Below are 25,110 nucleotides of genomic sequence, written 5' to 3' on the forward strand. Positions count from 1 at the left end.
TTCAATTCTCCGCTATGTCTTTTTTTGTATTTCTCGCTAATAACATTTCAACGAATGCGATTAGAAGTGCTGCAATTAAAAAATATTTCCACAATTCCGAACCGTATCTTGATTGAAGCACAAGCGAAACAGGATTTTTATCTTTCGGAATATTTTTTAACGTGCCTTTAAAATTTATCTTTTCAAAATATTCCTGAATTTCGGAATCATTCTCATACCTGGTTTCAGACTCAAGCGGGTTTACGTTCACCGAGAATTCTTCAACTAATTTTTCTCCCGAATATATTTTATAATTACCCGCCGTTTCAGTTTTGGAATAATTGAAAACACCGTTTTGATTTTGTGAATTGGTTTTAATGAATTCCTCCTGAGAATCAGGTCTTACAATTTTTATATTAGGAGAAATGATAATATTGTTTGAGATTAATAACTCATCGCCGGCTAAATAATTATTTATCTCTCTGTCTTTTGCAGAAAGATAAAAGACTGATTTATTCATCAAAGGAACAAAAATACTTTTTAACGGAAAACTGCTCCAGCTTAAAACCGGTGATGCACTGCAAAGAATTATTTTTCCCCTGCCTGCTTTATATTCACTCAAAAAATCGGAGCCATCATTTAATCGTATTATCTTTTTCGCCCGCTCATCTGCTAATAATTTATAATGAAGATAAATTTCCGGTGATTCAAACTGCTTTTTAGTTTCGTCCTCAAAAATATTTTGAAGCAAAGGATGCCGCAGTTCAATTTTATCAAATACAAAAAATTTATTATCCGAATTAATTTTACCCGAAACGGATACTTGTTTTGCCAAATTAAAATATGAACAAATATTTTTGAAAGAATTTAAGTCTTCTTTTGATGAAGGAAAGATTAATATCCCACCTCCATTTTCGAGATATTGTTTTAATTTTTGCAGACTTGATTCAACTGGTGTTCCAATTAAAATGACAGAAGAATATTTTTTCAAATCGTAAGATTGAATTTGATTCAGCGAAGCTTCATCAACTTGTAAGTTGCCGCCGTTAGAAGCATTAAGAGCAAGGTTGATAAATTTAGCGTCACTTTTTTCTTCAGAAAATATTATTACAGGAATTTTATCCGGTACGTAAATATTTAGGTACCTATTGTTATCACCGTTAATATCATCATCTTCAAGCCGCGCTTGTACTTCAACGAATCCAGTATTTTTGATTGTTGATTCAATATTTATTTGTATTGACTTACCTGATTCAACACTAAAACTTTTTTGAGCATTCCTTTCTCCGTTAATGAAAAGAGAGACCACATTGTTTTCAGTATTATTGTTTGAGTGATTTGTAAGTTGAGCTGAAAAAATTACAGATTTATCTTTTTCAAAAATCTGAGAGCTGCTTTCAATTTTGTCAACCGAGATATTTGAAAAATTTTTACCGGAATAATTAATTGTGTAAATACGAATTTTTTCATCAAATAGATTTTTGAGATCGCCCATCGAAGTTGCATCTGCAATCATATTACTTTGAAAATCCGAAAGTATATAAATCTCCTTATTAAAATTATTAGACCGCTTAAGAATATCCCCGGCATTTAAAATTGCTTTTTGAAAGTTTCCTCTTTTATCACTGCTTTTAGTTTGTTCAATCTTCTTTTTTAACTCTTCAACATTTGAAGTGCTAAAAATATTATCAGGATTATCATCACTGACAAAAATAATTGCGGCATCATCGCCTTGCTGAAGCAGGTTTGCAAGTTTTAACGCCGCTGTTTTTACTTGATTTAATAAAGAGCCCTTTTCATCTACCGCAGACATACTTATTGTATTGTCAATAATAAAAACGACGGAAGTTTTTGCAGCGGAGGTTGTGCCGCCGATAGCAACCCCCTTTAAAGTCGGTCTTGAAAAAGCCATAACCAATAAAAGTATGATCAGTACACGCAGAGCTAAGAGAAGCCATTGTTTTATTTTAATTCTTCGAAGCTTGCTTTTCTGAAGTTCTTTAAGAAATGCAAGTGTACTGAATTCTATTTTTTGTAATTTTTTCAGATTCAATAAATGAATGATTACAGGAATAGAAGCCGCTGCAAGTCCAAATAAAAAAGCAGGATTAAGAAATTCCATTATATTATTAACATATTTTTGATAAAATAAAATTAAGAATTATTGATGATAAAACTACTTGTAATAATTCTGGCTAAAGAGATCTTCCAACCCTTGTTATAAAACATTCAAGGTTTTTAGAAATAACTTTAGATGAATGACTCATACATTTAAGAATATTTCCCTTGCTTTGAAGAAGTTATCATGTTATGTTTGTGTCATAACACATTAAAAATATTTATGGGCGAAGTAATAAAAAAAAGATTGAAACAGCAGAAGTTCGAGAGCTATGAACAGGAAGCAATGCTTAACCTGATCATTTCGAGCTTTTGGTTAAGATCTAAAATTGATTCAATCTGCCAGGAGTTTGAGATAACAGTCTCGCAGTATAATGTTCTCAGAATCCTTCGCGGAATTTATCCCGATGGATACCCGCGTTGTGAAATAATCAGCCGCATGCTTGAGCCATCACCTGATGTTACAAGGCTAATTGATAAATTAATTTCTGCGCGCTTTGTCGAAAGATTCAGTTCTAATGAAGATCGCAGACACTCAATTTCGCGAATTACTAAAAAAGGATTGGCTCTGTTAGATACTATGAAACCCAAAATGGATGAGTTTGAAAAATTTATTAGGAATTTAATGCCAACTGAAGAGTTCAAGAAATTATCCGAACTTTGTGAAAAAATCTACGGCGTAGATTTGTAGTTTTTTTTAATCAATTGTGTGTTATGACATACTAAATAATAATTAATAAATGAAAGGTAAACGATATGTCTCAAAACAAATTTCTGTTCTGGTTCTTTAATACTAATGAAGATAAACTTGCTGTATTCTTGCGAATTGTAGTCGGAGTTGTAATATTTCCTCACGGTGCTCAAAAGTTACTCGGCTGGTTTGGCGGCTACGGTTTTGATGGAACAATGGGATTCTTCACACAAACGTTAGGCATTCCATATCTGTTTGCGCTGCTTGCAATCATTGCTGAGTTTTTCGGCGGACTCGGTCTTATAACAGGATTGCTGACAAGACTTTCTGCTTTTGGTGTTGCGTCGGTAATGTTCGTTGCAGTAATGCTTAATCATATTCCTGTTGGCTTCTTCATGAACTGGAGCGGACAGCAGCAAGGAGAGGGTTTTGAATATCATATTCTGATGATTGCTTTGACAATTGCTGTTATAGTTAAAGGCGCAGGTTCATTTTCACTCGATAAATTCATCTTACAAAAATTTTCTAAACAATAAATTAAGGAGTTACAATGTCACTAAAAGAAAATGTTCAAGAATTAATTAAAATGATTCTCGAAGGCAGAACGATGGAAGCTTTCGAAAAATTTTATGACGAAAATGTTATAATGCAAGAAAACAATATGCCCCCAACAATTGGCAAAGAAGCTAACAGAAAAAGAGAATTAGAGGCGGTCAGCAGCATTACTGAATTTAAGAGTGCTGAAGTTAAAGCAGTTGCGATTGGAGATGATGTCACAATGCTTGAATGGTTCATGCACTTCATACATAAACAATACGGAGAAATAAAAAGCAGTCAGGTTGCAGTTCAAAGATGGAAGAACGATAAAATTATCAGCGAAAGATTTTATTACGGCAGCTAAACTGTTAAAGGGGATCGTAAATGATTCCCTTTTTATTACATCAATTTTACTTCAATAGTAACATCTTCTTCATTGAAATATAATCTCCGGATTGTAAGCGGTACAAATACACTCCGCTTGCAAAGTTGCTTGCATTAAAATCAACTTCATAATAACCAGGTTCTTTTTGCTCGTTAGTTAAAGTCGTTACTTCGTTGCCAAGAATGTCGTAAACCTTAAGTGTGACATTCTCAAAAGTCCCCTCCTTTGGAGAGGATTTAGGTGAGGCTGGAATTGTGAAGCGAATTTTTGTTGTTGGATTAAATGGGTTTGGATAATTCTGTTCTAACTTATATTCTGTTGGTGCTGCATATCTTAAAATAAATTGCCTGGTTTGAAAAACACTTTTGTTGTCTGTTAAAATAAACTCAACCGTATCTGCTTCTGTTTTACCGATGTTATAATTCACATCAAAAGTAAAAACAATATCTTTTTCTTCCCCCGGTTTTAGAGATACAACTTGTTCTTTGTTGTTCACAAATCTTATATACTCCAAAGTCCCTCCTCTGGAAGGGTTGAGAAAGCTGCTTATCTCTGCAGATTCTGTTGTGGATACATTTGAGAGTTGCAGTACTATCTGATTGTTCTTAACACCTGGTTGAACATTATAAGTATTTTGTGCCACTATCGGTATTGATAGAAGCAATATTGTTAATACTATTCTTTGTCCCATACCTTATCTCCTGTTTTATTGCATGATGACTTTTATGATCTTAATAAATCAGTATGATCGCAGTAACATTGTTTTTTCTCTTCGTGCAACTCTGTAGTACTCCGTGTAAGTACCATCATCAGCTCATTTCACGGAGAACCACTGAGATTTTTTACTGAGAGCCACAGAGTTTAATATTAAATTTGATTTAAATTAGTCTATCGCATATACAATTCGTTTTGAAAATCCAAATTTGAATTCCCTTCCCTTTTGGCTAAATTTGGCTTCGATTTTCAACAATTATGATATAAAAAAATGCGTTATCCTTATACAGAAATAGAAGCAAAATGGCAAAAGTTTTGGGAAGACAATAAAACTTACAAAACCGATTTATCTAAAACAGATAAAAAACTTTATACGCTTGTAATGTTCATTTATCCTTCAGGTGCAAAACTTCACATCGGGCATTGGTATAATTACGGACCAACAGATAGCTGGGCACGATTCAAAAAACTTCAGGGCTATAATGTTTTTGAACCGATTGGGTACGATGCTTTTGGTTTGCCGGCAGAAAATTATGCTATCAAAACAGGAATTCATCCACAAGACAGTACATTAAAAAATATTGAAGACATTCGCGAGCAGCTTAAGAAAATGGGCTGCATGTATGATTGGGATGCTGAGTTAATGACTTGCGCTCCTGAATATTACAAATGGAATCAGTGGATTTTTCTGCAAATGTACAAACGAGGACTAGCTTACAGAAAAAATGCTCCGGTAAACTGGTGTCCAAAAGATCAAACAGTTCTTGCAAATGAACAGGTTGTTGATGGCTGCTGCGAAAGATGCGGAACAACTGTTATCCAAAGAAATCTTTATCAATGGTTTTTTAAGATTACTGATTACGCTGATCAGCTTCTTGATGGACACAATAAAATCGATTGGCCTGATGAAACTATTTTGAAACAAAAAAACTGGATTGGCAAAAGTGAAGGTGCAGAAGTTAATTTTAAAATAGTTGATAACAATGATGATGAGATAAAAGTCTTTACAACTCGTCCGGATACATTATTCGGGGTTACTTATGTTGTGCTTGCACCGGAACATACTCTGGTTGATAAAATCACCAAGCCAGAATTTAAATCTGGAGTTGATGCGTATCGTGAATCAGCAAAAAAATTAACTGAGATTGAACGTACTTCAACAGTAAAAGAAAAAACCGGAGTCCCAACCGGAGCATTTGCAATCAATCCTGTTAACGGAGAAAAAATCCCAGTTTGGATTGCTGATTATGCACTTATCACATACGGAACAGGTTGTGTTATGGCTGTTCCTGCACACGATGAAAGAGATTTTGAGTTTGCTACCAAATTTAATCTTCCAATCCGTAAAGTAATCTTGCAGAATGGAACAAATGAAACTGATGAATTAAAATCTGCTTTTACTGAAGTTGGGACAATGGTAAATTCCGCACAGTTTAATGGAGTTCAATCGGATGAAGGTATAACGGAAGTTATAAAATATCTTGAAGAAAATAATTTTGGCAAAGCAAAAATTAATTATCGTTTACGTGATTGGTTAATTTCCGTCAGCGTTATTGGGGAACACCAATACCAATTATTCATTGTCCATCTTGTGGTGAAGTTCCGGTTGAAGAAAATGAATTGCCAATTAAGCTTCCGTACGATGTTGATTTTAAACTTGGAGGCGAATCTCCGCTTGCCAGAAATGAAAAGTATATAAATGTAAAATGTCCAAAGTGCGGAACAGATGCTAAACGCGATCCAGATACAATGGATACGTTTGTTGATTCATCGTGGTATTACTTACGTTTTCTTGATCCTAAAATTTCTACATCTGCATTTAACATAGAGCTTGCAAATAATTGGACTCCTGTTGATATGTATGTCGGTGGTAAAGAACATTCTGTAATGCATCTTCTTTATGCAAGATTTTTTCATAAATTTATACGCGATATTGGTCTTGTTAACAGCGACGAACCATTTGCAAAACTTGTACATCAAGGTGTTATCACAAAAGATGGCGCAAAGATGTCGAAGTCGCGCGGTAATGTAGTAAATCCGGATGAGTTTACTACAAAGTACGGCACTGATGTTTTCAGAATGTATTTAATGTTTATGGGTCCGTATGATCAAGGCGGTGATTGGAGTGATAAGGGAATTTCCGGTGTTGAGCGTTTTGTAATTCGCAGTTACGAGTTGTTTAATCAGTACTCGGATATTATCAAACAAGCATCCGCAAAAGATAAGTATGATATTTCTGCGTTATCAGAAAATGAGAAAAAAGTTTATCGCAAATTAAATCAAACACTAAAGAAGTTTGGTGAAGAGATTGAACATTTTAGATTTAATACAGCAATCGCTTCTTTAATGGAATTGATAAACGAACTTAAGGTTTTGGAAAATTGCAGTAAAGAAATTCAGAGTTATGTTTTGCAAAGATTTGCATCAATGCTTGCACCTGTTGCGCCGCATCTGGGGGAAGAATGCTGGCAGATTATCGGAAATGATAAATCAATCTTCCAGAATCCGGTTGTGTTTGAAGTTGATAAAGATGCATTGGTTGAAGATACTGTAAACATTGCAGTTCAGGTAAATGGGAAGTTACGTGCAACAATCTCTGCTCCAATGAACAGTGAGCAAGATTCAGTTAAACCACTTGTTTTTGCAGATGAAAAAGTAACTAAGTTTACTGATGGCAAAACAATCGTAAAAGAAATTTTCGTAAAAAATAAAATTTATAATATTGTAGTAAAATGATTTACCACTTAGACACTTAGAACACTAAGTAACACTTAGTGAATCTAAGTGAACTTAGTGTCTTAGTGGTAAAGACTTCTTGAAAGGTTTAGAATGTTAGATATAAAACTTATTCGTGAAAATCCAGACAATGTAAAGCAAGGAATTGCAAACAAGAATGAGAAGAATCGTATCGATGAACTTCTTGAGCTTGATAAACAACGCAGAGATATTATTGCTCACGCTGATGAATTGAAATCAAAACGTAATTCAGTTTCTCAGCAAGTTGGACAAATGAAAAAATCCGGACAGGATGCCACAGAAATTATTGCCGAGATGAAAAGAGTTGGTGATGAAATTGCCGAGTATGATGCAAAGTTAAGAACCATCGAAGAAGAGATTGATACAATTTTACGATTCATCCCAAATCTTCCTCACTCTTCTGTTCCGGTTGGAAAATCTGCCGAAGAAAATGTTGAAGTACGACGCTGGCTGCCAGAAGGATTTAAATTTGAACATGATTTTAAACCGATGGATCATGTTGAACTTGGAAAGAAACTTAATATCCTGGATTTTGAACGCGGTGCAAAAATAAGCGGTTCCGGTTTTCCTGTTTACAAAGGTAAAGGTGCAACACTTGAACGTTCGCTGATCAACTTTATGCTTGATTATCATTTACAGAATCATAACTACTCAGAAATTTTTCCACCGTTTCTTGTGAACAAAGAATCATTACGTGGAACAGGTCAGCTTCCAAAGATGGAAGAAGATATGTACACGATTGAAAAAGATGGATTGTATGCAATTCCAACTGCGGAAGTGCCGATTACAAATATTCATCGTGATGAAATTCTTAATGAAAAAGATTTGCCAATAAAATATGTCGGCTACTCAGCTTGTTTTAGAAGAGAAGCCGGATCTTACGGAAAAGACTCAAAGGGATTTTTACGTGTACATCAATTCAACAAAGTTGAAATGGTAAAATTCGTAAAACCGGAAACTTCTTATGACGAGCTTGAATTATTGGTTAAGGATGCTGAAGATATTTTACAAGCGTTAAATATTCCTTACAGAATTTTAATGTTGTGCTCCGGTGATTTAAGTTTTTCAGCAGCAAAATGTTATGATATTGAAACATGGTCGCCTGCAGAAAACAAATGGTTAGAAGCATCATCGTGCAGCAACTTTGAAGATTTTCAAGCTCGGCGTGCAAGCATTCGTTTTAGAAACGAACAAACTAAAAAACCTGAGTTCGTTCACACGCTTAATGGCAGCGGTTTAGCAACAAGCAGATTGATGGTTTCTCTTTTGGAAACTTATCAAACTCCTGAAGGAAAAATTGTTGTACCAAAAGTTTTGCATAAATACACCGGGTTTAATGTTATTGATTAGATTAAATGAGTAAAAAATCATTATTACAAGACAAGAACTATCAGAACTTTGTTAGTGAAATCAAGGCAAGGATTCGACTTGCCCGCATAAAAGCTTCCAGATCAATTAACAAAGAATTGATATTTTTATACTGGGATATCGGTGAAGCGATAATCAATAAGCAATTGCTTCACAAATGGGGCGACTCGATTGTAGAAACTCTTTCAAAAGATTTACAAAACGCCTACCCTGATGTAAATGGATTTTCATCTCGTAATTTATGGGACATGAAAAGACTTGTTGAAAATTACTCTGACAATGAATTACTGCAACAAGCTGTCGCACAATTACCATTCGTAAAAAAGAAAAAACTTAGCAATAACTTTATGCTACAGGCTGTCGCAGAAATTCCCTGGGGACACAATCTTCTTATACTTGGTAAAATAAAAAGTTTAAATGAAAGACTATTTTATATTACTGCATCTGCTAAGTTTGGATGGAGTAGAAATGTTTTACTTAATCAAATCAAAGGCGATGTTTACAGGCGTTTAATTAGAGAGAAAAAATTAAATAATTTTTTAAAAATATTACCTGCCGATTTTGCTTCACTTGCTGAAGAATCTTTAAAGAGCTCATATAACCTTGAGTTTCTTGGAATAGAAAAGCAAGTTAAAGAAAGAGAACTGGAGAATTTATTAATCAATCATCTCCGCGATTTTATTCTTGAACTGGGGTATGGTTTTTCATTTATAGGACAGCAGTATAAAATATCTGCAAGTAACAAAGATTATTTCATTGATCTTTTATTTTATCATCGTTTCTTAAAAGCACTAGTAGCAATTGATTTAAAGATCGGAGAATTTGAGCCAGAACACGCTGGCAAAATGGATTTTTATTTAAACTTGCTAAATAAAAAAGAAAAAGCAGAAGATGATAATCCATCTATTGGCCTAATTTTATGTGCTGAGAAGGATGATCTGGTGGTTGAGTATTCATTAATGTCCAAGTCTAATCCCATCGGTATTGCTGAATATTCTTTCACTAAAAGTTGCCCAAAAATCTCAAAGGTAAAATTCCATCAGGAAGTGATTTCAAAGAAGCTTTAACTTTAATTAGATCTAAAAATTTTTAATATATCACCTCCAATTGTTTTTTAATGAAAAACCTTTTAACGCTAAAAAAATATTTTATTAGATATAAAACCAAATTGTTTTGGGGAATGCTTTTCATTCTTATCTCTAATGCTGGCACAGTTTATTTGCCAATCTTATTGAAAGATGCTATAAATGATTTACGTAATAATGTAAGCAATCAACAATTACTAAAGTACGCGCTTTTAATTGTTGGTACTTCAATCGTTGCGGGAATTTTCAGATACTTAATACGTCAGACAATCATCGTAGTATCACGAGAAATTGAGTATGATTTGCGTGGTGATTTTTGGGCACACATTCAAAAACTTCCACTGAGATATTTCCAGAATAACTCAACGGGCAATATAATGTCTCACGCCACCAATGATATTAATGCAGTCAGAATGTTTATTGGTCCCGCTGTTATGTATTCCATAGATACGATAATAAGATTGATTATTGTTGTCGCGATAATGGTTTCAATAAATTTTTCGCTCACGATTTATTCGCTGCTGCCTCTACCTATTTTATCTTATGGAGTTTATAGAATTGGAAAATTGATTCACGAGAAGTACACAAGGATTCAGGAAAATTTTTCTGAGTTAACCACACGAGCACAAGAAAATTTTTCAGGGATTCGTATCATCAAATCTTATGTGCGTGAAGAGAACGAAATAAAAAGATGGAATGAACTTAGTAAAGAATATCTTCGCAAGAATATGAATCTCGTTCGAATCCAGGCTTTAATTATGCCGATACTTTATATGATAACCGGCATCTCCATCATTGTTGTTATCTGGATCGGCGGGGGAAAAGTTATTAGCGGAGAAATGAATCTCGGTGATATTACTGCCTTTATAATTTACCTCGGAATTCTAATTTGGCCCGTAATTGCATTTGGCTGGGTGATGAATATTATTCAGCAGGGCGAAGCAAGTATGAAAAGATTAAACAAGATTTTAAATGAACCTTATGAGATTCAGGATCTATTATCAGCAGATATTACTGTAAAAGATTTAAAAGGTGAAATTGAATTTAGAAATGTTTCATTCAAATATTCAGAAGCACTGCCTGATATATTAAAAAACATTTATCTTAAAATTCCTGTTGGTTCAACACTGGCAATTGTTGGACATACAGGCTCGGGTAAAACAAGTTTGATTAATTTAATTCCAAGATTGTATGATGTTACTTCAGGAAATATTTTTATTGATGGTAAGGATATTAGGAATATTCCGCTCGATGTTCTAAGAACTAATGTTGCAGTTGTTCAGCAGGAGTCATTTTTATTCTCAGATTCAGTTTATGGAAATATTGCCTATGGATTAAGAGAAGTTGATAAACAAAAAGTTGAAGAAGTTTCTCGCATTGCAAACTTTAATAAAGATGTCGAATCCTTTCCCAAAGGTTATGAAACAATTGTTGGTGAAAGAGGAATAACATTTTCAGGCGGACAAAAACAAAGAGCATCACTTGCGCGTGCACTTGCTGTCGATCCCAAAATATTAATTCTTGATGATTCATTCTCTGCAGTTGATACACACACAGAAGAAGAAATTTTAAAAAACCTAAAAGAGTTTATGAAAGACAGAACAAGTATAATTATCAGCCATAGAATTTCTACTGTTAAAGATGCTGATAATATTGTTGTCCTTGCAGATGGAAAAATAGTTGAGCAAGGCACGCATGATGAGCTTGTTGAGTTAAATGGCCTTTATGCAGATTTGCATTACAAGCAATTATTGGAAAAAGAACTTGAAGAATTAAATTAATGAGCGATAATAAACACGACGACGAAATATTAGGTAAAGCATACGACTCCAAGTTGATGAAGCGGCTTCTTACTTATATTAAGCCATACAAGAAGTATGTTATCATAGCAATATTGTTAAACATTTTTGTTGCCTCTCTTGGTCCGCTTCGTCCTTATCTTACCAAAGTTGCAATTGATGATTACATTGTTCACTCAAACTATCGCGGTTTGATAATAATCGCATTATTACTTTTTGCTTCCCTCATTCTACAAGCTGTTGTACAATATTTTTTAACTTACTACACACAATATCTCGGACAAAGAACCTTATATGATATCCGCACACAAATTTTTGAACACACACAAAAACTTGCGCTAGAATTTTTCGATCGCACACCGATTGGCAGAATTGTTACGCGCGCTACAAATGATGTGGAATCACTCAGCGAATTGTTTTCGTCCGGAATTGTAATGGTGTTTAGTGATGTATTTATAATACTGTGGATACTCGGCTTTATGTTCTTTATGGATATTCCTCTTTCCTTCGTTACACTTTCTGTACTTCCTGTTTTAATCTACGGAACGTTTCTATTTAGGAAAAAAGTTAGAGAAAGTTATCGTGATGTTCGCTTTCATCTTGCAAGATTAAATTCTTATATGCAGGAACACGTAACCGGAATGAGCGTAGTTCAGATTTTTAGAAAAGAAGCCGATGAGTTCAAAAAGTTTTCCGAGATAAATGCAGATCATTGTGAAGCAAATATTAAATCTATTTTTTATTATGCAATATTCTTTCCGAGTGTTGAGTTACTTAGCTCAATTGCAATTGCATTAATCGTTTGGTACGGCGGCGGAGAAGTAATCCAAAGTACCTTAACAATCGGCGTGCTGTTTGCGTTCATTCAATATACTGAAATGTTCTTCCGTCCCATTCGTGATCTTTCTGAAAAGTATAACATACTTCAAACTTCAATGGCTTCGTCGGAAAGAATTTTTAAACTGCTGGATAATCAAACATTTATAAAAAATCCCGGGGACGCCGTAAAGCTTAATGGAGTGTCGGGTAAAATTGAATTCAAAGATGTTTGGTTTGCGTATGATGATGAAAATTATGTTTTGAAAAATATCAACTTTAATATTAATCCCGGCGAAACAGTTGCAATAGTTGGTCACACGGGTGCAGGCAAATCTACTTTGATAAATGTTCTAACAAGATTTTACGACATAAACAAAGGTGCTGTTTTATTGGACGGAATTGATATTCGTAATGTTGATAAGCGTGATTTAAGAAAATATATTTCGATTGTTCTGCAGGATGTTTTTCTTTTTTCAGGAACCGTTGAATCAAATATTAATATGGATAACGATCAAATAAGTATGGATAAGATAATTGCCGCAGCAAAAACCGTCGGTGCAGATAAATTTATTTCCAATCTTCCTAATCAATACGATGAGGAAGTAAAAGAACGCGGTGCAACTTTAAGCGTGGGGCAAAAACAATTAATTTCTTTTGCCCGTGCTTTAGCTTATGATCCAAAAATCTTAATTTTGGATGAAGCAACTTCAAGCATTGATACAGAAACCGAGCAGTTGATTCAAACTGCAATTGAAAAACTTTTAGTTGGAAGAACAGCTATCGTAATAGCTCATCGTCTTTCAACAATACAAAATGCTGATAAAATAATTGTAATGCATAAAGGTGAAATAAGAGAAATTGGTAATCATCAGGAGCTGCTTGCAAAGCGCGGCATTTATTACAAGCTGTATCAACTGCAGTATAAAGATCAGGAAAATATTAAAGCGTCATAAATTCAAATAAATAAAGGAAAGCACAAATGCCTACAGTAAAATTCATGACTCTCGCCCGTCATATCATCGAAGGAGAAAGAATGCACCCCGAGGCAACCGGTGAACTTTCAGACCTTCTGCACGATCTATCTCTGGCTGCAAAAGTAATTTCGCTCGAAGTCAACAAAGCAGGTTTAATAGATATTATTGGCTTCACAGGCAGCGAAAATGTCCATGGAGAGAAAGTAAAAAAATTGGATATACTCGCTCACGAAATGCTTGTCAAAGCGATGGATCATGGAGGTCATCTTTGTGCAATGGCTTCGGAAGAGGAGGAGGATATTATTCACATACCCGATCAGTTTAATGTTGGCAAATACGTTCTTCTGTTTGATCCGCTTGACGGCTCATCAAATATTGATGCGAATATTAATATCGGAACTATTTTTTCTATATTCAAAAGAAAGAGTCCTGAAGGCACACGCGGTACACTTGCAGATTGTTTGCAGAGAGGTGTAGATCAGGTTGCTGCAGGGTATGTTGTTTATGGATCAAGTACAATGCTGGTGTACTCTACCGGTCATGGCGTGCATGGATTTACGCTTGACCCCTCCTTCGGCGAATTTATTCTCTCACACGAAGACATAAAAATTCCTGAGAAAGGAAAAATCTACAGCATCAACGAAGGTAATTATTTGTACTGGCATCCCGGTCTAAAAAAATACATTAAATATTTACAGCGCGAAGATAAAGAAACAAACAGACCATACTCCGGTCGTTACATCGGTTCGATGGTTGCTGATATTCATCGCACATTACTTTACGGCGGAATATTTATGTACCCCTCCGATTCAAGAAGTCCCAATGGCAAATTAAGATTGATGTATGAATGCAACCCGATGGCTTATTTAGTTGAAGCAGCAGGTGGACGGGCAATCAACGGCAAACAAAGAATTTTAGAAGTACAGCCATCAAGCCTTCACCAACGAGTACCGATTTATATCGGCAGTCCTTATGATGTAACTGTAGTTGAAGATTTCTTGAAGAAAGAAGAACTTGGTAAATAGAAACTTCTTAAAAATTCTCTGTGTCTCTCCGTGTTATGGATTAGGAATAGTGACACAGAGTTCCACAGAGAAGACACAGAGGAATTAGAATTTTTCAGAATTTTTTTTAGTTTAATGCCGAGCGTTGTTTTTATGTTGAGGATTCAAAGCTTTATAAGTGTGTTAGGGGAATAAATAATTGAATTTCCATCTTACTATATAAACCGTTGAAACGGTTATTATTTTTTTGTTTATCAGGTTCTCAACGGGATTAATCCCGTTGAGAATCTGACCGTTTTATTTTGAAAACCGTTTTAACGGTTTCAAGAACTATTACATCAAATGCGTCAGCCAACTGACAATTTTCGTGCGCTTTGTTCAGAATCTGGATTTCTGTTTGAGGGAACCCGGGTAAGTAGTTTTTTCTATAACGTACACAGTTCGAAAATCTGATATTATTCAGGTAATTGCGGCAGGTAAATTTTGAATTTTTAAGGCTGATAAGTAGAATTTTTGCACTCTGGTTCAATATCCAAACGAGGCATTTGGATATGCAAGCGAGGCGTTCAGATAATGAAGTTGATTTTTGGTGATTCAAATGTGGCATTTGGATATCCAAATGTGGCGTTTGAATATCCAAATGAGGCTCTTGGATGTTCATTTTGAGTTTAGATCATTCAAGTATGCCATTTCAATATCCAAATGAGGCATTTGGATATGCATGCGGGTCACCAAAAAGCCTAAAAGGGCTTAAAATAGTCAGTTTTCGAAGGTTTTTAAATTTTATAGGCTGTTTTTAATGCAAATAATGAGGTTTTTTTAACTGTAATTCTTCATCAAATCATTAAATAAAAGGAGACAATAAAATGTCACGAAAACGAGTCTTTTATCCAACCTTGTTAGGGAGTGTTGTTCCCTACCTCCAGAATTTCAAGGACAAATTGACTGCAGGACTTGCTGCCAAGTATAGCAGTACACCTGCATTCCAAACACAACTTGGAACCTGGATTACTGATTCCACTGCGGCAATCAACAAAGCCGTTGCTGATGCAGAAACAGCCCAGCAAAGCACCACCCTTCAAAATGAACTTCTGTTCACAGTAAAGGATGGTCTGCTTAAAGAGATCAGACGCATTCAGGATCATACAGCATTTGATGAAGCAGATGCGCAAGCGCTTGGTTTCCGGGTTGATAAACCCCCCGTTGACTATAACACAGCTAAACCGGTTATTACCGGGGTAACTGTTCTCAGTGACCAGGTTATTATTGACTGGATTAAAAAACATATGGATGGGGTAATTATCTTCGCCAGTTATGACGGAGTGACTTACACCGAGTTGGGACGCGACACCCGCTCTCCCTTTGAGGACAAGCGTAAAAACGTTGTGCCCGGTAAACCCGAAACCCGTTATTACAAACTCAGATACTTGAAAGGCGATCTCCCTGTTGGGCTTGAGAGCGATGTAATAAGAGTGGTTGCCCTGATAGACTAAAATGTATATCGTTCGCTGTTAATGTTCCAAGGGGCTGTTGTATAAGTTGAATAAATAAAAAAAAACAATAAGAAGAATTACGGTTAATCAATCAGCTTGTGCAGCAGCCCTGATATTTTATTTGCGGGATGATTCGCCTAATAAAATAAAATTTATTGCTTTTGATATTGCCATTCATAAAAAAATGATTTATGTTTAACAAAGGTTAAAGGTGAACCATTTAACTTAAAATAAATAAATTTATAAATTATTTTCCGTGAGGTTCAATTATGGGAACTACTTTTTCCAACCTGTGCAAACAGTTTATTTCTGTTTCGGTTTTTTTATTTCTTTTTTCTTCTATTGGTTTCTCTCAATTTTTTGTTGATCAGGATAAGATTGATCTGGCGCGACAGCAAAATGTAAAAGGATATTGGGCAAAACCAGAGGACACAAAAGGCAAAAATGTTTATCTCGAAAGCTTTCATAAAGCTGGTTATTCATCAGATATCAAAATCGGTTTTGATAAGCTGGAATATAAAAGCGATGATTCGATAATAGTAACCTTAAAAAGAGGATATGAAAATGAAACCGATAGCGAGTATGTAAGTATTTCAGGTTGTCAAGAATTATTTTCCAGCCAAATAAAAATCAAGAGATATGAAAGTGGTACTTATGGATTATATCTAAAGAAAGGGAAGCGAATTGATATTATTATTAAACACAAGGATAGAAAATTTGTCAGACTAGCTTTTGGCTTGGGAGGAATTTTCGGTTCAAGTGAAGGTAGAGCTTATATCATTGTTTTTCAAGATAAGTACCAAGAAGGAGAAATTGAGGGTTTTGAAGGAACACCTGATAATACTTTAACCCCTGTTGAAGTACAAAAATATATGCAAATAGAAGCTCAAACTATACAAGTAAAGTCACCTGATATAGAAAACTCAATAAACTCATTTTCATATTTACAGCGGAATGTTAAAGCAAGAACCGAGAATAGCCCTATTATCGGACATCAGATTTCTAAAGGTAACCAATAAACAGAATAGAAAATATAATAATGAAATACATGTTATTATTACTAATAGTTTTTCTTTGCCAGAATTGTACAAGTATTGAATTAAATAGTTTTGGGAAGAAGGAAACGGGGGGATTATTAATTGCATATGATGATATTAATTCTACTACTCTTGTGCTATTAGAAAAAGAATTAATTATTGAACCATTTAATGAGCGAATAGCTTTTGTTAATAATTTGGACCTAGGATTATACACACTATCTGCTGAATTAAATAATACTAATATTATTGTTGAAAGTATCAATGTAGTCAATGATTCTATAACAATTTTACCATTAGAATATTTTATTGCGTTAAGAAAGGATACAATATCTTGGATAAAACATTCTTTCACTTTTCATTCAAAAATTAAAGATTATGGGCTAAGCCCAAACTGCAGTATAGCGGGTAAAGTAATTGATGGAACAAGTAACAAACCAATAAATCAGGCCTTTGTTTTTTTAAAAGAATTTCCTTGGTGGAGTGATAACACCGATGAAAAAGGTGATTTTTGTATAAATAACATATTACCTGGATTTTTTACAGCTGTTTGCATTTCACAAAATTATCATAAAGATAAAGTTATCAATATTCAATTATGCCTAGATTCTGTAAGCCGAGTGGAATTTTACCTTACTCCTTCTCTAATTCCTGAAGAACCACTTAATAGAATTTGGTCGAAAAATTTTATTCCTGGAACGTGCAAATAAATCCATAAATCAATAAAACTATCTCTTAATACTCTCGAGTTCAGTTTTTATCTTACCGGCGAGTTCTGTTTCGCTAATACCTTTAAGCGTAAGTTTACAGTTTTTAACAATCGTGAGCGGGGGGTCGCCTTCTCCCGTCATATATTTAAATAGATTGTAGCCCAGCCTATTGCGGTCATTTGCAATAGGAAGAAACTCAGCAAAGCTTTCAGTTATGGTATAAACTTTTTTCTCTAAGGAATCACTTGAAAAATGTTTTGTGTTTGGGGGAGGAAGTGTCGTCATAATTTCTCTTTTTTTTATTTCAAACTTAAAATAACCTCAAGTAATCTCCAATTAAACAATGAAAGTAGTTCCGTTCTTTCATAAATTTAAAATAAAAATTTTAAGAATATTGATCCCCGAAAAATTAAATAAGGTTCTTATAATCAGATTAAGTTCATTTGGCGATGTACTGCTTACGACCCCTTTGATCAGAGTGCTAAGAGAATATGATAAAGATGCTAAAATAGATTTTATAGTGCGTAAACAATATTACGATTTACTGAAGCTGAATCCTGCTATAAATAAAATTTTAGTTTATGAAAACGATAAAAAGAAAATTGCAGCACTTCGAGCAAGTTTACTTCGTAACAAATATGATCTGGTTATTGATCTTCAAAATAACTTGCGCAGCCGGTTACTATTAAGAGGGATACAATTGATAATCTTTAGATTTAATAAGCATTCAATCAGGAAATTCTTATTAGTTAAATTCAAAATAAATTTACTTAAAAACCTGCCTCCGATTCCAGAAAGATATATTCAAACAGTTTCCGGTTTGGCTTCTGACAAGGAGGGGTTAGAATTTTACACCGACAAAGTTCATAGTGATGGACTATTGAACAAAACTAATCTTATTGGACTTTGCCCAGGTTCACGGCATTTCACAAAAATGTGGGGTAAAGAAAATTTTATCACACTCGGAAATATTCTGACTGAGAATGGGTTTTCTGTTGTGCTGTTCGGCGGTAAGGATGATATGAGTATCTGTTCTGAAATCTCCTCGAAAATTAGCGGATCAATTAATTTATGTAATGATAATGATGCTCTTCAAACTGCTGCAGATATGAAAATGTGTAAAGCAATTGTATGCAATGATTCCGGGCTGATGCATCTTGCCTCAGCGGTCAAAGTGCCAGCCGCAGTTATACTTGGTTCGACAGTAAAGGAGTTCGGATTTACGCCGTACATAAACAAAAATATAATTATAGAAAACAATTCATTAAGTTGCAGACCGTGTTCACATATTGGTAAAGATCATTGTCCCAAAGGGCATTTCAAATGTATGAGTGATATTTCACCCGAATTTGTTTTCGAAAACATAACTGAGCTATTAACGCATTTATGAAAACCGTCTGGCAATTTTTATATAATTTTATAGTTATACCTCATCTTTATGCCGCGCTGCGTTTGTTAGGGTTTTTTAACAGTAAAACCCAACGGGGGATAAATGGACGCAAAAGAGTTTTTGAAAATATAATCATTACTGCCCTACGATTAGACAAATCAAGACCTGTAATCTGGTTTCATTCATCTTCGCTGGGGGAATTTGAACAGGCAAAACCTATTATTCAAAAGTTGAAAAAGGAAAAGGAAGTTAATCTAATAGTCACTTTTTTTTCACCTTCAGGTTATGAGAATTCACTTAAATATCCGTATGCCGACATTGTAAGCTACATTCCATTTGATACAGCACATAATGCGAAAACATTTATACATATTGTAAGACCCGCAATCGCTATAATGATGCGATATGATATTTGGCCAAATCATATCTGGACAATGATAAAGGAGGGTGTCCCTGTATTTATTGTTGATGCAACAATGCGTTCAGATTCAACCAGACTTTTACCAATAATAAAAAATTTTCACAAATATTTATTTAAAGATTTGGACAGGATACTAACTGTTGCTGAAGATGATTTGCAAAATTTTAAGAAATTTGGCTGTACCGAAAAGCAGCTGCGCGTTGTTGGCGATACACGATTCGACAGGGTTTATCAGCAAAGCCTCGTTGCTAAAGAAAAAAGTCTGCTGAATGAAAATCTTTACGAGGGCAAAAAAGTTATAGTGGCAGGAAGCACATGGGAACAGGATGAAGAAATAATTTTACCGGTATTTCAAGCGCTGGCAAAATATGAAAAGAATATTTTATTTATCATTGCACCGCACGAGCCTACTTTAATTCATCTTGAAAATATTGAGAATGAATTTGCGGGTAAAGTTTCCACGATCAGATTTTCATATTTGAATAATTACAACAACGAACAAATTATTCTTGTTGATTCTATTGGAATATTACTATCGCTTTATTCCTACGCAGATGTTGCATTTGTTGGCGGAGGCTTTAAAAATAGTATTCATAACGTACTCGAAGCCGCTGTTTATGGTATCCCTGTAATATTTGGTCCTAAAATAGAAAACTCGAAAGAAGCCCGCGATCTTATTACTAATGGCGGCGGTATCTTAGTAAAGAACAAACAAGTGATGTATAGAAATCTTCGAACTTTGTTAAACGATGACGAATCCCGGAATCAAAAGGGAAAAGCAGCGCTTGATTATGTTAAAAGAAATGTGAGTGCAACTTCAAAAATTCTTGAAGAAATTTATAAGTACATTTAAAGATATTTTTCCTTTAAAATATCAATATGATGTTTTTCATGACCGGCGATAATAAATAAAAGTGCAAGCACCGAAACTTCTTTCTCTGCCGCAATACCTTTCCGGCTTAATACTTCTTCATCAAAACTTTTAAATAGAAGCATGTTCGTTTCACGAATCAATCTAAACTCGTAGTTCAGATCGAACAATTCCCGCTCATTAAATTTCCCCTCCCTTACATAATCATCCTGCTCCATGCTCGGCAACGGTTTTTTTTCATTGCGCGCAATACAGAGCGCACGATATGCCATTATTCTTTCAACATCCATCAGGTGACCAATAACTTGCTTGACTGTCCACTTGCCTTCAGCGTAAGCATATCTGCCTTTCCATTCTGGAAATGAATTTAGTATCTGCTGTGTTTTAATGGATTGTTCATTCAAGAGATGAAGAATATTTTCACCCTCAATAAGGTCAATATATCTCGAATAGTAAGGCGCATAATCATTAGCCGAAGGACGCATAGCAAAACTCCTTTTATTGCATTGGCAAATTTGATTTTCTGAACTACAATAAAATAATAAATCTAATTTGTATTATCAGTGTAATTTCTTATTTATCTGAAAAAATTTTTAAGCCGATTATTCCTGCAACTATTAGGAAAATAAAAAATACTCTTATTGTTTCTTTTGATTCTCCGAATAAAATGATTCCAAGTATTGCTGTACCGGCTGCACCAATCCCTGTCCAAACAGCATAAGCTGTGCCCACAGGTAAGACTTTTATACAGATCGCAAGTAATCCCATACTTATTATCATACAAACAATTGTAAAAATACTTGGAGTAAGCTTCGTAAATCCTTCGGAGTATTTTAACCCTATAGCCCAAGCGACCTCAAAACAGCCTGCAATAAAAAGCAATAACCATGCATAAAATGGAGTGAGATGTTGAAGTAAAGAAGTAATTGTTCTGGTCAAAGTTTATTCTTCAAAATTAATTTTAGTAATTCTTAATGGTGTTCCCGGCAGCCTTTGATTTGCAGGGACCTCTCCAATGATTCCGCTGAAAATAATTCGACAGCCGTCAATTTTAAATTGATCGGGAATTGAATCCGGGAGAAATCTAATATCAGTCAATGAATCGGGAACGACTACAAATAAAGCCGGTTCTTTTATTAATAATTTTACTGTGCCGCTGTGATTCATAATGTTTTTCACATCTTGAGAGTTGATTTTACTAATGATGATAAATAATAAGAAGAATATTATTAGACCGTATTTGAAATTACTTTTCATTTTTTAATTAGATTTTAAAGTTGGAGGAATAATTTCATTCCAACTTCTATAATATGATAAAATTCATAAGCATAACATATATCGGAAATATTTTTTAGTACGAATTATTTCAGCACTAACTAAAACGATGGAACTCTAAATTCAACTCCTGCTGAAATTGGATACAAGTTATTATTCTGATTAAATAAATCCAGATAACCTGCCATAATATTCAGCCCCAGTCCTTCAATTAAGTTCAAAGAGAACCCGAGAGAAACATTAAACATTAATCCGGAAATAGATTTTCCGGTTTCTTCATCTCTCGACTAATAAATAAAAACATTCTGCATATCATAAACATCCATCCAAACCGAACCTTTATTGAGCGAATATCCACCAAATACAATTGCAAATATTGGTGAGATAAATGCATCTCCTCGCTTAAGGCTCGCTCCGAGTGTAAGAGTAACCATTTTAGTTTTTTCTCCCGTGTAAATTGCATGGTCTTCTGGAATAATCAATAGCCCCAAGCCTCTTCCGGAATATTGAAACTCAGAATAACCGAAAAATAAATTAGTTGCTATATGAGCAGTTAGTGAATACTTTGCACTTATTTCCCCCCCCACTCCATCGTTCCAATAAGACAAATCTTTAGATAAATCTAATAATGTTTTAACGCCCTTCAGTTCTATGCTGAAATTATTCTGAGCAAAAATAAAAGGGGTAATAAAAATAAACAATAGAACAGCTATAATAGATTTCATATAAACTCCGTAAATCTTAGTCAAACGTAAACAACAGAAATCAAAATGTCAAGCTATTACATTTAGATATTTAATATAGGCTTCAAATATTTACCTGTCCAGGATTTTTCATTCAATGCTATTTCCTCAGGAGTTCCGGTTGCAACAATCTCCCCGCCTTTTTCCCCAGCTTCGGGTCCGAGGTCAATTATATAATCAGCACATTTTATTACATCAAGATTGTGTTCGATTATCACAACTGAATTGCCGCGTTCGATTAGCAGATTAAAACAGTTCAGCAATTTTGAAATGTCGTCAAAGTGAAGTCCCGTGGTTGGCTCATCAAAAATAAAAAGAATGTGTCTGAGATCTTTCTGAGCCGCAAGGTAGGAGGCAAGTTTTATTCGCTGAGCTTCACCGCCCGACACAGTATTGGATGGCTGCCCGAGTTTGATATATCCCAACCCAACATCGGCGAGAACTTGAAGGTACTTTGTAACTTTAACATCACCATCAAAATAAATGAGTGCTTCATCAACTGTCATTTCTAATACGTCAACAAGATTTTTGCCGCGGTAAGTTACATCGCGAATTTCCTTTTTGAAGCGTGTCCCGCCGCAGTCATCGCATTGAAGATAAAGGTCGGCAAGAAACTGCATTTCGACTTTGATGAATCCATCCCCCTCGCATGTTTCGCATCTGCCGCCGGGAACGTTAAAGGAAAAATATCCCGGTTTATAACCTCGTGATTTGGATTGATGTGTTGATGCAAAAATATCCCTGATATGCTCGAATGCTTTTACATAGCTGATAGGATTAGAGCGCGGCGATTTTCCGATTGGCGATTGGTCCACGATTACAAGTTCATCAATATACTGCCCGCCTTTGATTTCCTCGCACTTTCCAACATTGGAGGGGGCATAGCCACGCATCTTAGCCAGTCCTGCGTATAGTACATCGTGGATTAGAGTACTTTTTCCCGAACCGCTCACACCTGTCACAACTACAAATTTATTTAGAGGGATATCAACATTAATATTTTTTAAATTGTTTTCGGAAGCACTTGTTATCCTAATCTCTTTTTTCTCATTTGTTCTTCTTGTTGATGGAACAGGAATTACCATCTTCCCCGATAAATATTTGCCGGTCAGGGATTTTTCGTTTTTTACTATTTCTTCAAAAGTACCCAGAGCAATTATCTCGCCTCCGTTTACACCCGCCTTTGGTCCCATATCCACAATCAGATCGGCATGCTTCATCATATCGGGATCGTGTTCCACTACAAGAACTGTGTTGCCTAAATCTCTTAATTTTTTCAAAATATTAATTAGTCGTAAGTTATCGCGCGGGTGAAGACCGATACTGGGTTCATCTAATACATAAAGCGCTCCTACTAATGATGAACCAAGTGAAGTTGCAAGATTTATTCTCTGCGTCTCTCCTCCTGAAAGTGTGCTGCTTAATCTATCTAATGTTAGATAACCAATCCCAACATTACTTAAAAACGTTAAACGTTTAATTATCTCCTGAAGCAATCTATCACCAACAACTCGATCATAGTCATTCAGTTTAAGCTGAGTAAAAAATAATAGTGCTTGATCGATAGGAATTTTAATAATATCATGAATTGATTTCCCATCTATTTTCACTTGCAAAGCTTCTCTTCGTAAACGTGAACCTTTGCAAGCCGAGCAAGTTGTGTAGCCGCGATATCGGCTGAGCAGCACGCGAATGTGCATCTTGTAAGTTTTAGTTTCGAGCTTTTCAAAAAATTTATCAATGCCGATATAAGTTCCAAAACCGTTGCGAATAGCGCTTACTTGTTCATCGGTTAATTCTTTAAAAGGGATACGCAATGGTATTTTGTACTGTTTTGCATTCTGAACAAGATCGCGAAGGTAGGTGCTATACTTTGGAGATTTAAATGGTGCAATGGCTCCATCAATTATACTTAGATTTGGATTGGGCACGACAAGATTCATATCAATGCCGATTGTTTTACTGAAGCCCTGACAAACCGGACACGCACCGAATGGATTATTGAAAGAAAAAAATCTCGGCTCCGGTTCTTCATATCTGATTCCACAGCACTCGTAATATTTATTAAAATCTTTTTGCTCGCCGGTTTCAGCATTTATGATCACGATTCTGTTTTCACCCTCCTTAAAAGTAACTTCAATTGAATCGGCAAGATTTTCCCTCATTTTTCCTTTTTCAACTTTAAATCTTTCAACCACAACTTTAACATCAGTTTTTTTCTTAGGAGAGATTCTCTTTTCATTCAAATCAATTAAGGAGTTATTATAGTAAACACGAAAGAATCCTCGCTTTTTTAGTAAGTCAATTTCATCTTTAATTTTATGATGTTCGTGTTCGTGAAGTGGAAAAGCTAAATAAAACTTACTGCCTTCAGTTTGTTCTTCGAGCCAGTCAGAAACGGTGGTGGTTGTATCGCGCTTAACAACACTGCCGCATTGAAAGCCAATAGTTTTGCCAATGCGTGCAAAAAGCAAGCGGAGGTAATCATAAATTTCAGTAGTTGTTCCAACAGTTGAGCGCGGATTTCGTGAGCCGGTCTTTTGTTCGATAGCCACAGCGGGACTTATTCCTTGTATCAAATCAACATCAGGTTTGTTCATTCGTTCGAGGAACTGCCGCGCATAGGCAGAGAGGCTTTCGACATACCGGCGCTGTCCTTCGGCATAAATTGTATCAAACACAAGCGAAGATTTTCCGCTGCCGCTTACGCCTGTAAAAACGATCAGCTTGTTTCTTGGAATATCGAGATCAATATTTTTAAGATTATGCTGCCGAGCACCTTTTACTATTATTCTTCGTTCTTTGGATGGAATTGATTTATCTGTCATTTCAATAAAATAATTTTGAACAGTTAATGTAATAAATTGATTTGAAATAAGTGGATGGAAAATGAAAATCTAAACCTCCGATGTTTTCTACGAATGGGTGTATTCCTCACTA

The 25,110-nt window shown here is 35.0% G+C and carries 20 protein-coding genes and 2 pseudogenes; 14 read left to right on the top strand and 8 right to left on the bottom strand.

Going from position 1 to position 25,110, the window contains the following annotated elements; genetic code table 11:
* Position 1: 1 nt before the first annotated feature.
* On the bottom strand, positions 2 to 2,101 hold the full coding sequence (locus IPH11_05960) for a BatA and WFA domain-containing protein (GenBank protein ID MBK6913217.1): 2,100 nt from the start codon (positions 2,099 to 2,101) through the stop codon (positions 2 to 4).
* Between the two features lie 219 nt (positions 2,102 to 2,320).
* Here IPH11_05960 and IPH11_05965 point away from each other — a divergent pair, with 219 nt between their 5' ends.
* The 3 genes from IPH11_05965 (at position 2,321) to IPH11_05975 (ending at position 3,689) form a co-directional block, all read left to right on the top strand.
* On the top strand, positions 2,321 to 2,788 hold the full coding sequence (locus IPH11_05965; protein MBK6913218.1) for a MarR family transcriptional regulator: 468 nt from the start codon (positions 2,321 to 2,323) through the stop codon (positions 2,786 to 2,788).
* 65 nt (positions 2,789 to 2,853) lie between these two features.
* Positions 2,854 to 3,324 (top strand): DoxX family protein, encoded by a 471-nt coding sequence (locus IPH11_05970; protein MBK6913219.1) that lies wholly within the window; start codon positions 2,854 to 2,856, stop codon positions 3,322 to 3,324.
* 14 nt (positions 3,325 to 3,338) lie between these two features.
* Positions 3,339 to 3,689, top strand: a complete 351-nt coding sequence (locus tag IPH11_05975) for a nuclear transport factor 2 family protein (protein ID MBK6913220.1) — start codon at positions 3,339 to 3,341, stop codon at positions 3,687 to 3,689.
* A 46-nt stretch (positions 3,690 to 3,735) separates the two neighbouring features.
* On the opposite strand, the gene IPH11_05980 is transcribed toward IPH11_05975, so the two are convergent.
* Positions 3,736 to 4,401: a T9SS type A sorting domain-containing protein gene (locus IPH11_05980; protein MBK6913221.1), complete on the bottom strand. Its 666-nt coding sequence runs from the start codon at positions 4,399 to 4,401 to the stop codon at positions 3,736 to 3,738.
* Between the two features lie 294 nt (positions 4,402 to 4,695).
* Between IPH11_05980 and IPH11_05985 the strand changes: the two are divergent.
* The 9 genes and pseudogenes from IPH11_05985 to IPH11_06025 all read left to right on the top strand — a co-directional run bounded on the left by IPH11_05985 (position 4,696) and on the right by IPH11_06025 (position 17,470).
* Positions 4,696 to 7,160: pseudogene (locus tag IPH11_05985) on the top strand (leucine--tRNA ligase).
* A 93-nt stretch (positions 7,161 to 7,253) separates the two neighbouring features.
* A complete protein-coding gene (serS, locus tag IPH11_05990) occupies positions 7,254 to 8,531 on the top strand; it encodes a serine--tRNA ligase (GenBank protein MBK6913222.1) in 1,278 nt (425 codons plus the stop codon).
* Positions 8,532 to 8,536: 5 nt separating this feature from the next.
* A pseudogene (locus IPH11_05995) lies at positions 8,537 to 9,555 on the top strand (DUF1016 family protein).
* A gap of 111 nt (positions 9,556 to 9,666) precedes the next feature.
* Positions 9,667 to 11,415 (top strand): ABC transporter ATP-binding protein, encoded by a 1,749-nt coding sequence (locus IPH11_06000; GenBank protein ID MBK6913223.1) that lies wholly within the window; start codon positions 9,667 to 9,669, stop codon positions 11,413 to 11,415.
* The gene (locus tag IPH11_06005; protein MBK6913224.1) at positions 11,415 to 13,205 is read left to right on the top strand and encodes an ABC transporter ATP-binding protein; all 1,791 of its coding nucleotides are present in this window, start codon (positions 11,415 to 11,417) and stop codon (positions 13,203 to 13,205) included. Before IPH11_06000 ends, IPH11_06005 begins: the two co-directional genes overlap by 1 nt.
* 26 nt (positions 13,206 to 13,231) lie before the next feature.
* Entirely contained in the window at positions 13,232 to 14,251 is a 1,020-nt protein-coding gene (gene fbp / locus IPH11_06010; GenBank protein ID MBK6913225.1) for a class 1 fructose-bisphosphatase, read from the top strand.
* 845 nt (positions 14,252 to 15,096) lie between these two features.
* Positions 15,097 to 15,723, top strand: a complete 627-nt coding sequence (locus IPH11_06015) for a hypothetical protein (GenBank protein ID MBK6913226.1) — start codon at positions 15,097 to 15,099, stop codon at positions 15,721 to 15,723.
* Positions 15,724 to 15,992: 269 nt separating this feature from the next.
* Positions 15,993 to 16,742 carry a hypothetical protein gene (locus tag IPH11_06020; GenBank protein MBK6913227.1) on the top strand — a complete coding sequence of 250 codons (750 nt, stop codon included), beginning with the start codon at positions 15,993 to 15,995 and terminating at the stop codon, positions 16,740 to 16,742.
* Between the two features lie 20 nt (positions 16,743 to 16,762).
* Positions 16,763 to 17,470, top strand: a complete 708-nt coding sequence (locus IPH11_06025) for a hypothetical protein (protein ID MBK6913228.1) — start codon at positions 16,763 to 16,765, stop codon at positions 17,468 to 17,470.
* Between the two features lie 18 nt (positions 17,471 to 17,488).
* Here IPH11_06025 and IPH11_06030 read toward each other — a convergent pair whose 3' ends face one another.
* Positions 17,489 to 17,755 carry a hypothetical protein gene (locus IPH11_06030; protein MBK6913229.1) on the bottom strand — a complete coding sequence of 89 codons (267 nt, stop codon included), beginning with the start codon at positions 17,753 to 17,755 and terminating at the stop codon, positions 17,489 to 17,491.
* Between the two features lie 58 nt (positions 17,756 to 17,813).
* Between IPH11_06030 and IPH11_06035 the strand changes: the two genes are divergently transcribed.
* The gene (locus IPH11_06035) at positions 17,814 to 18,860 is read left to right on the top strand and encodes a glycosyltransferase family 9 protein (protein MBK6913230.1); all 1,047 of its coding nucleotides are present in this window, start codon (positions 17,814 to 17,816) and stop codon (positions 18,858 to 18,860) included.
* On the top strand, positions 18,857 to 20,134 hold the full coding sequence (locus IPH11_06040) for a 3-deoxy-D-manno-octulosonic acid transferase (protein MBK6913231.1): 1,278 nt from the start codon (positions 18,857 to 18,859) through the stop codon (positions 20,132 to 20,134). Before IPH11_06035 ends, IPH11_06040 begins: the two co-directional genes overlap by 4 nt.
* Here IPH11_06040 and IPH11_06045 read toward each other — a convergent pair.
* From IPH11_06045 to uvrA, 5 genes are all read right to left on the bottom strand, one after another.
* A complete protein-coding gene (locus tag IPH11_06045) occupies positions 20,131 to 20,637 on the bottom strand; it encodes a DinB family protein (GenBank protein MBK6913232.1) in 507 nt (168 codons plus the stop codon). The two genes, IPH11_06040 and IPH11_06045, sit on opposite strands and share 4 nt — an antisense overlap.
* 88 nt (positions 20,638 to 20,725) lie before the next feature.
* Complete coding sequence (gene sugE / locus IPH11_06050; GenBank protein ID MBK6913233.1) at positions 20,726 to 21,079, bottom strand: quaternary ammonium compound efflux SMR transporter SugE; 354 nt, start codon at positions 21,077 to 21,079, stop codon at positions 20,726 to 20,728.
* Positions 21,080 to 21,094: 15 nt separating this feature from the next.
* Entirely contained in the window at positions 21,095 to 21,409 is a 315-nt protein-coding gene (locus tag IPH11_06055; GenBank protein MBK6913234.1) for a hypothetical protein, read from the bottom strand.
* Positions 21,410 to 21,714: 305 nt separating this feature from the next.
* Positions 21,715 to 22,152 (bottom strand): hypothetical protein, encoded by a 438-nt coding sequence (locus IPH11_06060; GenBank protein MBK6913235.1) that lies wholly within the window; start codon positions 22,150 to 22,152, stop codon positions 21,715 to 21,717.
* A gap of 62 nt (positions 22,153 to 22,214) precedes the next feature.
* Positions 22,215 to 24,998 (bottom strand): excinuclease ABC subunit UvrA, encoded by a 2,784-nt coding sequence (gene uvrA / locus IPH11_06065; protein ID MBK6913236.1) that lies wholly within the window; start codon positions 24,996 to 24,998, stop codon positions 22,215 to 22,217.
* Between the last annotated feature and the right edge of the window lie 112 nt (positions 24,999 to 25,110).

This window comes from Ignavibacteriales bacterium (genome assembly GCA_016709155.1).
Lineage (GTDB): Bacteria > Bacteroidota > Ignavibacteria > Ignavibacteriales > Ignavibacteriaceae > JADJEI01.

Bases quoted from the DNA above. Each gene is read 5' to 3' on its own strand.
- IPH11_05960 (MBK6913217.1), bottom strand. From the start codon at position 2,101: ATGGAATTTCTTAATCCTGCTTTTTTATTTGGACTTGCAGCGGCTTCT.
- IPH11_05965 (MBK6913218.1), top strand. From the start codon at position 2,321: ATGGGCGAAGTAATAAAAAAAAGATTGAAACAGCAGAAGTTCGAGAGC.
- IPH11_05970 (MBK6913219.1), top strand. From the start codon at position 2,854: ATGTCTCAAAACAAATTTCTGTTCTGGTTCTTTAATACTAATGAAGAT.
- IPH11_05975 (MBK6913220.1), top strand. From the start codon at position 3,339: ATGTCACTAAAAGAAAATGTTCAAGAATTAATTAAAATGATTCTCGAA.
- IPH11_05980 (MBK6913221.1), bottom strand. From the start codon at position 4,401: ATGGGACAAAGAATAGTATTAACAATATTGCTTCTATCAATACCGATA.
- serS (MBK6913222.1), top strand. From the start codon at position 7,254: ATGTTAGATATAAAACTTATTCGTGAAAATCCAGACAATGTAAAGCAA.
- IPH11_06000 (MBK6913223.1), top strand. From the start codon at position 9,667: ATGAAAAACCTTTTAACGCTAAAAAAATATTTTATTAGATATAAAACC.
- IPH11_06005 (MBK6913224.1), top strand. From the start codon at position 11,415: ATGAGCGATAATAAACACGACGACGAAATATTAGGTAAAGCATACGAC.
- fbp (MBK6913225.1), top strand. From the start codon at position 13,232: ATGCCTACAGTAAAATTCATGACTCTCGCCCGTCATATCATCGAAGGA.
- IPH11_06015 (MBK6913226.1), top strand. From the start codon at position 15,097: ATGTCACGAAAACGAGTCTTTTATCCAACCTTGTTAGGGAGTGTTGTT.
- IPH11_06020 (MBK6913227.1), top strand. From the start codon at position 15,993: ATGGGAACTACTTTTTCCAACCTGTGCAAACAGTTTATTTCTGTTTCG.
- IPH11_06025 (MBK6913228.1), top strand. From the start codon at position 16,763: ATGAAATACATGTTATTATTACTAATAGTTTTTCTTTGCCAGAATTGT.
- IPH11_06030 (MBK6913229.1), bottom strand. From the start codon at position 17,755: ATGACGACACTTCCTCCCCCAAACACAAAACATTTTTCAAGTGATTCC.
- IPH11_06035 (MBK6913230.1), top strand. From the start codon at position 17,814: ATGAAAGTAGTTCCGTTCTTTCATAAATTTAAAATAAAAATTTTAAGA.
- IPH11_06040 (MBK6913231.1), top strand. From the start codon at position 18,857: ATGAAAACCGTCTGGCAATTTTTATATAATTTTATAGTTATACCTCAT.
- IPH11_06045 (MBK6913232.1), bottom strand. From the start codon at position 20,637: ATGCGTCCTTCGGCTAATGATTATGCGCCTTACTATTCGAGATATATT.
- IPH11_06055 (MBK6913234.1), bottom strand. From the start codon at position 21,409: ATGAAAAGTAATTTCAAATACGGTCTAATAATATTCTTCTTATTATTT.
- IPH11_06060 (MBK6913235.1), bottom strand. From the start codon at position 22,152: ATGAAATCTATTATAGCTGTTCTATTGTTTATTTTTATTACCCCTTTT.
- uvrA (MBK6913236.1), bottom strand. From the start codon at position 24,998: ATGACAGATAAATCAATTCCATCCAAAGAACGAAGAATAATAGTAAAA.